The organism is Thalassovita litoralis, from assembly GCF_900182725.1.
GTDB lineage: Bacteria > Pseudomonadota > Alphaproteobacteria > Rhodobacterales > Rhodobacteraceae > Thalassobius > Thalassobius litoralis.
The window spans coordinates 129,030-141,168 of the sequence record NZ_FXTO01000004.1; the positions used below are offsets into that span (position 1 = coordinate 129,030).

The 12,139-nt window shown below is 58.7% G+C and carries 9 protein-coding genes and 1 pseudogene; 7 read left to right on the forward strand and 3 right to left on the reverse strand.

Translation table 11 applies throughout. The annotated features are described in order from the left end of the window. Positions 1–68 precede the first annotated feature (68 nt). Positions 69–1,043, reverse strand: coding sequence for a crotonase/enoyl-CoA hydratase family protein (locus FN828_RS05505; protein WP_328592203.1), 975 nt, complete (start codon positions 1,041–1,043; stop codon positions 69–71). Positions 1,044–1,092: 49 nt separating this feature from the next. Here FN828_RS05505 and guaB point away from each other — a divergent pair, with 49 nt between their 5' ends. The 3 genes and pseudogenes from guaB to FN828_RS21080 all read left to right on the forward strand — a co-directional run bounded on the left by guaB (position 1,093) and on the right by FN828_RS21080 (position 6,135). Beyond that, positions 1,093–2,541: an IMP dehydrogenase gene (guaB, locus tag FN828_RS05510; RefSeq protein WP_142492396.1), complete on the forward strand. Its 1,449-nt coding sequence runs from the start codon at positions 1,093–1,095 to the stop codon at positions 2,539–2,541. A gap of 38 nt (positions 2,542–2,579) precedes the next feature. After that, the gene (locus FN828_RS05515; RefSeq protein ID WP_142492397.1) at positions 2,580–3,746 is read left to right on the forward strand and encodes an RsmB/NOP family class I SAM-dependent RNA methyltransferase; all 1,167 of its coding nucleotides are present in this window, start codon (positions 2,580–2,582) and stop codon (positions 3,744–3,746) included. Between the two features lie 90 nt (positions 3,747–3,836). Further along, positions 3,837–6,135, forward strand: a pseudogene (locus tag FN828_RS21080) (ATP-binding protein). A gap of 7 nt (positions 6,136–6,142) precedes the next feature. On the opposite strand, the gene FN828_RS05525 reads toward FN828_RS21080, so the two are convergent. Continuing rightward, the gene (locus FN828_RS05525; protein ID WP_142492398.1) at positions 6,143–6,739 is read right to left on the reverse strand and encodes a sulfotransferase family protein; all 597 of its coding nucleotides are present in this window, start codon (positions 6,737–6,739) and stop codon (positions 6,143–6,145) included. A gap of 194 nt (positions 6,740–6,933) precedes the next feature. On the opposite strand from FN828_RS05525, the gene recA reads away from it, so the two are divergent. From recA to FN828_RS05545, 4 genes are all read left to right on the forward strand, one after another. Beyond that, positions 6,934–8,001, forward strand: a complete 1,068-nt coding sequence (gene recA / locus FN828_RS05530; RefSeq protein ID WP_142492399.1) for a recombinase RecA — start codon at positions 6,934–6,936, stop codon at positions 7,999–8,001. A 180-nt stretch (positions 8,002–8,181) separates the two neighbouring features. Beyond that, a complete protein-coding gene (gene alaS, locus FN828_RS05535; protein ID WP_142492400.1) occupies positions 8,182–10,839 on the forward strand; it encodes an alanine--tRNA ligase in 2,658 nt (885 codons plus the stop codon). Positions 10,840–10,849: 10 nt separating this feature from the next. After that, the gene (locus FN828_RS05540; protein ID WP_142492401.1) at positions 10,850–11,134 is read left to right on the forward strand and encodes a DUF1330 domain-containing protein; all 285 of its coding nucleotides are present in this window, start codon (positions 10,850–10,852) and stop codon (positions 11,132–11,134) included. A 17-nt stretch (positions 11,135–11,151) separates the two neighbouring features. Next, on the forward strand, positions 11,152–11,439 hold the full coding sequence (locus tag FN828_RS05545) for a DUF1330 domain-containing protein (protein WP_142492402.1): 288 nt from the start codon (positions 11,152–11,154) through the stop codon (positions 11,437–11,439). 53 nt (positions 11,440–11,492) lie between these two features. Here FN828_RS05545 and FN828_RS05550 read toward each other — a convergent pair whose 3' ends face one another. Continuing rightward, positions 11,493–12,074 carry a VOC family protein gene (locus FN828_RS05550; protein WP_142492403.1) on the reverse strand — a complete coding sequence of 194 codons (582 nt, stop codon included), beginning with the start codon at positions 12,072–12,074 and terminating at the stop codon, positions 11,493–11,495. Positions 12,075–12,139 lie beyond the last annotated feature (65 nt).

Consider the following 12,139-nt stretch of genomic DNA (forward strand, 5'->3'; position numbering starts at 1 on the left):
CAAAATACTCACTGCACAGCATTTGACACAAACGGGCCGCCTGTGATGTTCACCTGCGGCCCGTCATGTCATTTGGGGGCGTTGATCGGGCGGTTTTGCGTCCAGTCATAGGTGCCTGTATCGCGTTCATGGACCGCCTGTTTCCAGCCCACATCCTCGGCCCGATTTTTGAAATTGATGCCTTCGGGGGAATGGCGGGTGATGCCGTCGAAAATCGTGGCCAGCCGCTGGGTGTTCATCAACCCGGTTTGTTCCACGGCCTGATTGATCACCATCTTTTGCATCACCAGTTGGTTAATCGGAACCGAGGCCATGCGATCCGCCATTTCCTCGACCGCGTTATCCAGATCGGCGGCGGGGGTGGCTTTCAGGATCAGGCCCATGTCCTCGGCTTCGCGTCCGGTGATTTTATCGCCGGTGAACATCATACGCTTGGCCTTTTCCGGGCCAAGACGATAGACCCACATCGCGGTGGTGGGGCAACCCCAGACGCGGGCGGGCATATAGCCGATTTTTGCCGTGTCCTCCATGAACACCAGATCGGAACACAGCGCGATGTCCGATCCCCCCGCAACGGCAAAGCCGTGGACCTTGCAAATCACAGGCTTCAGCGCACGAAACAGCGACATAAAGGCCTGTGTGTTTTTCCACATAAAGGCATAGTCCTTGATCGGATCCCACGGCATGTCCTGCGTGGCCTGACCGTTGCCGTTGCCTTCGGCGTAATAGGTCAGATCATAGCCTGCGCAAAACGCCGGGCCATTGCCTGACAAAACCATCACATGCACACCGGGGTCGGCATCGGCTTGCGCCACTGCTGCGGCCAGTAGATGCGGTAATTCGTCGTCGATGGCGTTCATCACCTCGGGGCGGTTGAGGGTGATACGGGCGATCCGTCCGGTTTTCTCATACAGAACTTTTGTCATGCGCTCCTCCCTTTGCGAAGACGGGAACAGGGTGGCGCGATGCAGGCAGGCTGCCAAGGGAAAACGGCAAAGGTGACGCATCGTCCCGTTTGGGGGTTTTCTTTCCGCCTGATCCATGAGAAAGGGACGTGCCAACACCGATCCCCATTTTGCCGGAGTCCTGCCAATGGAAATTCGTGAGGCCCTTACCTTCGATGACGTTCTTCTGGTTCCCGCTGCGTCCAGCGTTTTGCCGTCTACGGCGGATACGCGCACGCGTGTGACCAAATCTATCGCATTGAATATCCCGCTGCTCAGCTCGGCTATGGATACCGTGACCGAAAGCCGGATGGCGATTGCCATGGCGCAGGCCGGTGGCATGGGCGTGATCCACAAAAACCTGACCGCAGACCAGCAGGCCCAAGAGGTTCGCCGGGTCAAACGGTTTGAATCCGGTATTGTGTATAACCCTGTAACCCTGACCGTGAACCAAACGCTTGCCGATGCCAAGGCACTGGTCGAGCGTTATAATTTCACCGGCTTTCCGGTGGTTGATGAACGCGGGCTGGTTGTGGGTATCCTGACCAACCGGGACATGCGGTTTGCCAGCTCGGACGATATGCCGGTGTCGGCAATGATGACCAGCAATGATTTGGCGATGCTGGCGGAACCCGCCGATCTGGACGAAGCCAAAAGCCTGATGAAGGCGCGCCGTATCGAAAAGCTGCTGGTGCATGATGGGAACGGAAAGCTGACGGGCCTGTTGACGCTGCGCGATACCGAACAGGCCGTGCTGAACCCGACCGCCTGCAAGGACAATCTGGGCCGTTTGCGTGTGGCGGCGGCCACGGGCGTGGGCGATGCCGGGTTTGAACGGTCCGAGGCGCTGGTGGATGCCGGTGTGGATATTCTGGTGGTGGACACCGCGCACGGCCATTCGGCGGGTGTGCTGGAGGCGGTCAAACGCGCCAAGGCCCTGTCGAACGAAGTGCAGGTAATCGCGGGCAACGTGGCCACCGCCGCAGCCACAAAGGCGCTGATTGATGCAGGGGCCGATGCCGTGAAGGTCGGGATCGGGCCGGGGTCTATCTGTACCACGCGGATGGTGGCCGGTGTGGGTGTGCCGCAGCTAACGGCCATCATGGATTGCGCGGGTGCGGCGGGCGAAACGCCTGTCATCGCGGATGGCGGGATCAAATTTTCGGGCGATTTCGCCAAGGCGATTGCCGCCGGTGCAAGCTGCGCAATGGTCGGCAGCATGATCGCCGGGACCGATGAATCGCCGGGCGAGGTGATCCTGTATCAGGGTCGGTCGTTCAAATCCTATCGCGGTATGGGGTCTTTGGGCGCAATGGCACGCGGCTCTGCGGATCGCTATTTCCAAAAAGATGCCGCCAGTGACAAGCTGGTGCCCGAAGGGATCGAAGGGCAGGTGCCGTACAAAGGTCCGGCCTCGGCGGTTATTCACCAATTGGTCGGCGGTTTGCGGGCGGCGATGGGCTATACCGGCAATGCGACGGTCGAAGAGATGCGCAAGAACTGCAATTTCGTAAAGATCACCAATGCCGGTCTGACCGAAAGCCATGTGCATGACGTGCAGATCACGCGTGAAAGCCCGAACTATCGGATTGGTTGATTTATCAATCTGTTGCGCATCAAAGCTAAGGTAACGCTATGACCCCAGAGGCCCGGATCGGTGCAGCCGCCGAAGTGTTGGAACTGATCCTGGCCGGGGAGCCAGCGGAAAAGGCGCTGACCTCTTGGGGGCGGCGCTCGCGTTTTGCCGGGTCCAAGGATCGTGCGGCGGTACGCGATCACGTTTTCGATGCGTTGCGCTGCAAACGGTCCTTTGCCGTTCTGGGCGGGGGGCTGTCGGGGCGTGGTCTGATGATTGGCCTGCTGCGATCCGAAGGGCGCGACCCGGCGCAGGTCTTTACCGGACAGGGCCATGCGCCCGCGCCGTTGACGGAACAGGAAGCCGCAGGCGGTTCTGTTCCCGAAGGTGCCGATGCGCTGGATTTGCCGGATTGGATCGTGCCGGAATTGCAGGCGTCGCTAGGCGATCCGGCCCCATTGGCACAGGTTTTGCGGTCCCGTGCGCCGGTGATGTTGCGGGTTAATCTGCGGAAATCCTCGGTTTCCAAGGCCGTCGCGCAGTTGGCCGCAGATGGGATTGTTGCGGCGCCGGTTTCGGTGTCGCCAACCGCGCTGCTGGTGTCCGAAGGCGCGCGCCGGGTGAATGGCTCTGCTGCCTATCTACAGGGTATGATCGAATTGCAGGACGGCGCATCGCAGGCGGTGGTGGATCGTCTGCCGCTGCGTGATGGGATGCGTGTTCTGGATTATTGCGCTGGTGGCGGTGGTAAAACCCTGGCGATGGCAGGCCGGGCGCGGGCAGAGTTTTTTGCCCATGACGCCAATCCCCGGCGGCTGAAGGATCTGCCTGTACGGGCGGACCGGGCTGGTGTTTCTGTTAAGCTATTGGAAAATAGCGGGTTATCCGGGGCAGGTCCGTTCGATCTGGTTCTGTGCGATGCGCCCTGTTCCGGTAGCGGTGCATGGCGGCGCAGCCCCGAAGGCAAATGGGTGTTTGATGCGTCCGCCTTGGCTGAGTTAACGCAAATTCAGGATGAAATTCTGGATCAGGCCCAAGGGCTTGTGGCGCAAAATGGCGTCCTTGCCTATGCGACCTGCTCTGTTTTGCGGGCTGAAAACGATGCGCGGGTAGATGCGTTTCTGGCGCGGCATCCAGATTGGGATTTGCAGTGGTCCCAACAATGGTTTCCCGGTCCCGAAGGCGACGGGTTTTTCGCCTGCTGCTTGACCAAATCACCGAAGTGACGCAACCATAAGCTGAAATGGCGCAAATTAAGCGCCGATTAACTGTTTCCGGGGCAGTCTGGGGCAGAATCAACAGCTGGATGGTGGGACATGACATTGACTGCGCAGACCATGCCTGTGACACCGCAGCGTCGCGGACCGGGGCGGGGGATGGTGTTGTTGGCCCTTGGGCTTGGGGCCGTGCTGGCTGCGTTTTTGCTGCCAAATGGCGCGGCCGCGCAGGGGGCTTTGGCTGCCGGGATCGGTTTGCTGACGGTGTCTGCTGTGGTTTTGGTACAGCAATTTCGCCTGTCACGTGCGCAAAACGCTTTGCAGGCGCTGGCTGCGGAATTTTTAGCACATGATCCCGCTTTGGGTTTTATGACGGATGATCTGGGGCAGATCAAATCGTTTAATGCTGCGGCGCAGGCGCGGTTGCAGCCCGTGCGAGGCATGACACTGGCGTCATCTTTGCGGGATGTGCTGCCTAATCCGGGAACCTCTTTGGCGCGGTTACAAATCCGGGCAACCGAAGCGGGAGGCGCACAAGATGAAATCGCGACGCGGCGTGGGTATGTCCGCTTGAGCGTTACCGCAGTGGGGGCGTATAATTTTATCTGGCGGATTGAGGAAGTGACGGAACAGCGTCCGCGTGGCGGCCCCGGCGCGGCCTTGCCAATGCTGACGACTGGGCGCAGTGGTGCGATCCTGTCGATGAACGAAGCCGCACGTGAATTTGTGGGCGGGCGCGTCCGGCGGCTGGAGGAGGTGTTTCCAGACCTGCCACTGCAATCGGGGCATATAAATCCGGTGCGGCATGGGGATGGCACATACCCGTGTTTTGTTGTGGAAACACAGGCAAATGCGGGAAAACGTGAGGTTTTCTTTCTACCCTCTAACATGGGCGAAGACGCGTGGGATGCCGAATGGGCGGCTTTCGACGGATTACCAGTAGCGATCCTGCGGTTGGCTGTTGGTGGGGAAATCGTGCAATCCAATCGCATGGCGCGCAATCTGTTGGGGCTGCCCCGGACCGAAGGGGTGACTTTGCCACGTGTTCTGGAAGGGTTGGGCAGACCCGTTTCGGATTGGCTGAACGATGCGTTGCAGGGGCGTGATTTGGGGGAGTCAGAATTCCTGCGCCTGAAATCCAGCGAAACAGAAGTGTTTCTTCAGGTTTCTTTGGGGCGGGTCGAGGATCCGTCAGGCCCATCGCTGATTGCAATCCTGCATGATGCGACCGAATTGAAAAGCTTGGAGGCGCAATTTGTACAAAGTCAGAAAATGCAGGCGATCGGCGAATTGGCCGGGGGGGTGGCGCATGATTTCAACAACCTGCTGACGGCGATTTCCGGCCATTGCGATTTGTTGCTTCTGCGCCATGATCAGGAAGACCCCGATTACGCCGATTTGGTGCAAATCACACAAAATGCCAATCGCGCGGCGGCGCTTGTGGGGCAGCTTCTGGCGTTTTCCCGTAAACAAACGTTGCGTCCTGAAATCTTGGCGGGAAACGCTGGCTGATCTGACGCATCTGCTAAATCGCTTGGTGGGGGAAAAGATCACTCTGACCTTGATGCATGATCCGGTGCTGAAAAATGTACGGGCGGATAAGCGGCAGTTGGAACAAGTGCTGATGAATCTGGTTGTGAACGCCCGCGACGCCATGCCAGAGGGCGGGGACATTCGGATCGAAACTGGTATTCAGCGGTTGGAAATTCCATTGGAACGGGACCGTGCCACAGTCCCGCCGGGGGAATATGTGACGGTTCAGGTGTCTGACAAAGGATGCGGCATTCCTGTTGATAAGTTGCAAAAGGTGTTTGAACCCTTTTTTGCCACCAAGCGACAGGGCGAAGGCACAGGTCTGGGGTTGTCCACGGCATATGGGATCGTCAAGCAAAGCGGTGGTTTCATCTTTGTGGACAGCACTGTGGGCCGGGGCACGACCTTTACGCTGATGTTCCCTGTTTATCAGGGCGTTCCTGTTGCTGGACCTGCGCGGGACAAACCTCTGCCGTCTCGGAACGTGCCTATGCCACGTGATGAAGGTGTGGTGCTGCTGGTCGAGGACGAGGCCCCGGTGCGGGCATTTGCATCGCGGGCGTTGAAGCTCAAGGGCTACACGGTGATCGAGGCGGGAACAGGTGAAGAGGCGATGAACCTATTGCAAGACCCGTTGTTGGATGTGGATCTGTTCGTGACGGATGTGATTATGCCGGGGATGGACGGCCCCACATGGGTTCGTCAGGCACGCCAAATCCGCCCGGATGTACGGGTGGTTTTCGTGTCCGGCTACGCCGAGGATGCGCTGGACGACAGCGCAGACCCCGTCAGCAATTCCGTCTTTTTACCCAAGCCGTTTTCGCTGACCGATCTGCTGGATACGGTGCAAAAACAAATGGCGTGATGTGGGCTTACCGCGCCGCGCTTTCCCATAGCGCGAATTCTTCGGGGCGTTTGCGTCGCAGGCGGCGTTCGATTTCGGGGGACAGGTCCAGCGACATTTGCGGAGAGACGTTTTCTTGTGTCAACTCCAGTGTGACGTTCAATCTGTCCTCTAGAAAGCGACGTAATTCGGGTTGGTCTTCGTAGCGAAACAGATGTGTCACGGCTGTGCCGTTTGGGCGCGGTTCCAGAAATTTGGCCTGACTGCCGACATTGGCAAAGCCGGGCGGTTTCCCCTGAAGATAACCTTCGACGAATGCGTCGAAGCTGACGTTATGGGTTGCATTTGGCCGTCCTTCCATAAAGGGGCGGCGGCGGTATCTATACCAGCTTCCCAGCCAACTGATCGGTTCGCGCACAACCGCCAGCGTCTCCATATCGGCCCCGCCCACCTTGTCGAACATCGGGCGGAAGAAGCGGTTATAGCGGTAAAGCGGGGCATGTTTCAGCTCCGGCGGGTCGGTCACGACCATCGTCGCACGGGGGGCAAGGGCTGCCTGATAGGCTGTCGTGCCGGTTTTTGGAACAGACAGAAAAACAATTTTTTCCTTCCAAAACACAAGCATGTGCGGAATTCCTTATGTGATATTTGAAAATATACCGGCGGCGTCAACCAATCATTAACGCTCTTTGCTCAAATTGAAACTAGGAATTTTTCTGTTGTAATGTTCTTGTTTTGTATTCATAACGAGCGGGAACATACGGCGAACACATGCAGCGATTGCCGCGGGGCGGCTGGTATGGGATAAGGAAGCGAACAATGGCAACGGCAGATCTTCTTTCGATGGACAGCAAACGCAACGCGGATAAGCAAAAGGCGCTGGATAGCGCATTGGCGCAGATTGAACGGCAATTCGGCAAAGGCTCGATCATGAAACTGGGCGGCGAAAATGCCGTGCAAGAGATCGAGGCGACCTCGACCGGGTCTTTGGGGCTGGATATTGCGCTGGGGATTGGCGGCCTGCCTAAGGGGCGGATTATCGAAATTTACGGGCCGGAAAGTTCGGGGAAAACCACGCTAACGTTGCATTGCGTGGCCGAAGAGCAGAAAAAAGGCGGGATTTGCGCCTTTGTCGATGCCGAACACGCGCTGGACCCGCAATATGCCAAGAAGCTGGGCGTTAATCTGGATGAGCTGCTGATCAGCCAGCCTGATACGGGCGAACAGGCATTGGAGATCGTGGATACGCTGGTGCGGTCCGGGGCCGTCAGCATGGTTGTTGTCGACTCGGTCGCGGCGCTGACCCCGAAATCCGAGCTGGAAGGCGACATGGGCGACAGCAATGTCGGCGTACAGGCCCGCCTGATGAGTCAGGCCATGCGTAAATTGACCGGGTCCATCGCGCGCAGCAAGTGTATGGTGATCTTCATCAACCAGATCCGCATGAAAATCGGCGTTATGTTCGGCAGCCCGGAAACCACGACTGGGGGCAATGCGCTGAAATTCTACAGCTCTGTCCGGCTGGATATCCGCCGCATTGGGGCCATTAAGGACCGGGACGAAGTGGTGGGCAACTCCACCCGCGTGAAAGTGGTGAAAAACAAGGTTGCGCCGCCGTTCAAACAGGTCGAATTCGACATCATGTATGGCGAAGGCATTTCCAAAACTGGCGAACTGCTTGATTTGGGCGTGAAAGCGGGCGTGGTGGATAAATCGGGTGCTTGGTTCAGCTATGCCGATGAACGGCTGGGGCAGGGACGAGAGAACGCCAAGCAATTCCTGCGCGACAACCCGGAAATCGCCTATCAGATCGAGGATAAAATCCGCGCTGCGCATGGTTTGGATTTCCACATGAACGAAGAAGATGACGACGTGCTGGAGGCCTGATCGGTCCCACCCATCCCGTTTCATTTGCAAAAAGCCGGGTGCAGTATCGCGCCCGGCTTTTCCATATTCCGGATTTTGTAACGGCGTGACGGATTGCAAACCAAGCTAGCTGTGGACACCGGGCGCGGGCGGGGCTAAATCTGCGGGAAATTTGGCCTTGCCTGAAAGATCGTGAAACCGATGCCCAGCCTGAACGAGATCCGCTCGACCTTCCTGAACTATTTCCAAAAACAGGGGCATACGATTGTCCCGTCCAGTCCGCTTGTGCCGCGCAACGACCCGACGCTGATGTTCACCAATTCGGGGATGGTGCAGTTTAAGAACTGCTTCACCGGGGTGGAAAAGCGCGATTACGTCCGCGCAACAACCGCGCAGAAATGTGTGCGCGCGGGTGGGAAACACAACGATCTGGACAATGTCGGCTATACCGCGCGGCACCACACGTTTTTTGAAATGCTGGGGAATTTCAGCTTTGGCGATTATTTCAAAAAAGAAGCGATCCCATTCGCATGGGAACTGGTGACGAAAGAATTCGGGATCGACAAATCCCGCCTGCTGACCACGGTTTACCATACCGATGACGAGGCGTTTAATATCTGGAAAAGCGTGGGCGTGCCCGAAGACCGGATTATCCGCATCGCCACCAGCGATAATTTCTGGCAGATGGGGCCGACTGGTCCCTGCGGTCCCTGCACCGAAATTTTCTATGATCACGGCGATCACATCTGGGGTGGCCCTCCGGGTAGCCCGGAAGAAGACGGCGACCGTTTCATTGAAATCTGGAACGTCGTTTTCATGCAGAACGAACAGTTCGCAGACGGGTCGATGATTGATCTTGATATGCAATCCATCGACACTGGCATGGGGCTGGAACGGATCGGGGCGCTGTTGCAGGGCAGCCATGACAACTATGACACCGATCTGTTCCGCGCGTTGATCGAAGCCTCGGCCCATGCCACGAATGTGGACCCGTTCGGGGATCAGAACGTGCATCATCGGGTGATCGCGGATCACCTGCGGTCAACCTCGTTCCTGATTGCGGATGGGGTGATGCCCAGCAATGACGGGCGCGGTTATGTGCTGCGGCGGATCATGCGCCGTGCCATGCGCCATGCGCATCTGTTGGGGGCGAAAGACCCGGTGATGAACCGGCTGGTGCCAACGCTGGTGGCGCAGATGGGCGATGCCTACCCGGAATTGCGGCAGGCGCAGGCGCTGATCGAAGAAACGCTTCTGCTGGAAGAAACACGGTTCAAGCAAACGCTGGATCGTGGCCTGAAGCTTCTGGATGACGAAGTGGCAGGTTTGGGCGACAGCACGGCGCTACCGGGCGAGGCGGCGTTCAAGCTGTATGATACCTATGGGTTCCCGCTGGACCTGACGCAGGACGCGCTGCGCGAAAAGGGTCTGACCGTGGATACCGATGGGTTTGACGCGGCAATGGCCGAGCAAAAGGCCAAGGCCCGCGCGGCCTGGGCCGGTTCGGGCGAAGCCGCGGATGCAACCGTTTGGTATGACATCGCGGAAAACAAGGGCGTGACCGAATTTCTGGGTTATGACACCGAAACGGCCGAAGCGCAGGTGGTGGCCGTGGTCAAGGATGGCGCGCAGGCGGACAAAGCCGCCAAGGGCGACAGCATCCAGATCGCAGTGAACCAGACGCCGTTTTATGGCGAAAGCGGCGGTCAAGTGGGGGACACCGGCACGCTGAAAACCGAAACCGGCGTGGCGCGTATCACCGATACCAAGAAAGCGGCGGGCGTGTTCATCCACTTTGCCGAAGTGACCGAGGGCGAAATCGCCACCGGCGCAGCGGCGGTGCTAGAGGTGGATCACGCGCGGCGGTCGGCCATTCGGGCCAACCACTCTGCGACGCACCTGCTGCATGAAGCACTGCGCGAAACGCTGGGCGAACATGTGGCGCAGCGCGGATCGCTAAATGCGCCGGATCGTCTGCGGTTCGATTTCAGCCATGCCAAGGCGCTGTCGGATGCGGAATTGAGCAAGGTTGCCGCCGATGTGAACGCCTATATCCGGCAGAACACGCCGGTAGATACCCGGATCATGACGCCGGATGATGCGCGGGCGCTGGGGGCGCAGGCTTTGTTCGGTGAAAAATACGGGGACGAGGTGCGCGTGGTGTCGATGGGCCGTGCGCCAACCGGCAAAGGGCAGGATGGCAACACCTATTCGCTGGAGCTGTGCGGCGGCACCCATGTGAAACAGACCGGCGATATCGGCATGTGCGTGATCCTTGGTGACAGCGCGTCCAGCGCCGGGGTGCGCCGGATCGAGGCGCTGACCGGACAGGCGGCGCTGGAATATCTGCACGAACAGGCCAATACCTTGTCTGCCGTGATGGGCGCATTGAAGGCCCAGCCGACCGAGGTGGTCGAACGGGTCGAAGCGTTGCTGAGCGAGCGCAAGGCGCTGAGCAACGAGGTTGCGCAACTGCGCCGTGATCTGGCGATGGCTGGCGGGGCCGGGCAGGGCGGTGGCGCGGGCGCCGAGGAGGTGAACGGCGTGCAATTCGTGGCTCAGGTTCTGAGCGGCGTTTCAGGCCGGGATCTGCCGCCGCTGGTGGATGAACACAAGGCGCGGCTGGGATCTGGTGCAGTGCTGCTGATTGCCGATGCCGATGGCAAGGCAGCCGTGGCAGCGGGTGTGACGGGCGACCTGACCGATCGGCTGTCTGCGGTTGAAATGGTGCGGGCCGCGGTGGCCGAACTGGGCGGCAAGGGCGGCGGTGGCCGTCCCGATATGGCGCAGGGTGGGGCCAAGGACGTGGCCAACGCCGATGCCGCGATTGCCGCAGCCAAAGCTGTGTTGCAGGGATAAGGAGAGCCACATGACGGCCTATATCATCGCGCGGATCGACGTAACCGATCCCGAAGATTACATGACCTATGCCAGCCAGACGGTTGCGCTTGCGGAAAAGGCCGGGGGGCGGTTTCTGGTTAAGGGCGGCGAACAGGAAACGGTCGAAGGCGAAGCCCGCAGCCGTCAGGTTCTGATCGAATTCCCGGATCGTGCTGCGGCAATTGCGTGGTATAACTCGGCCGAATATCAGGAAATTTTGCCGATTGCTTTGCGTGCCAGCGTCCGCGACATTGTTGTCGTGGATGGTGTCTGAGAAAAAGGAGAGCCGACATGCCAGCCCTATGGATTGCCCATGTGACTGTCACCGATGCCGAGGCTTACGGTAAATATGCCGAACTGGCCGGGCCTGCGATTGCCAAACACGGCGGCCGTTTCATTGCTCGCGCAGGACGGTTCGTACAGTTGGAAGGTAAGGAACGCCCGCGCAACGTGGTGGCGTGGTTCCCCGATGTGGATACGGCGGTGGCCTGTTATAACAGCCCCGACTACCAAGAAGCGCTGAACCACGCCCGTGGCGCGTCCGAACGGGAATTGATGGTGGTTGAAACGTCTGAATAAGGACGGAACCGTAACAAATCAAAGGCCGCGCGGGATGCGCGGCCTTTTTCGTTTCAGAACGGGTTTTTCGCGCTGCGATCCGATGACAGCGAGTGTTGGCGGGTTTCGACCAACTCCTCGATTGCGTCGGCCAGATGGATTTCCTGAATGTTGTAATCCCCACGTTCCACCCGGATTTTATGGGCGCGGATCATCACATCGGCATAGGTGCAGCCCACGGGCGGTTCAAACCGATAACAGGCCAGTTCGATCAACAGCCCCAGCGGGTCCTTGAAATACAGCGAATCCATGAAACCGCGATCTTTCGGCCCGTGAACGACAATCCCGCGTGCTTTCAGACGGTCGGCGGCCTGGGTGAAGCTGGCCTTGCTGACGTTGAACGCGATGTGATGCACAGCCCCCGTATCGGTCGAGGTACGGCGGCGGTCTGCCTGACGGTCTTCGTTGGTGAAAATCGTGATCAACCGCCCGTCACCGGGATCGAAATACAGGTGGCTGTCTTTGGGATTGTCCAGATTGGGCTGCTCAAAGACGAAGGGCATCCCAAGCACGCCTTCCCAAAAGTCGATACTGGTTTGGCGGTCAGCCCCCATCAGGGTGATGTGGTGAACGCCCTGTGATTGAATTTTGCGCATGATGGTGTTCCTTCCTTTGGCCCCCAAGATAATACGCACAGAAGCGTTTGCGAAGGCGGGTTTTT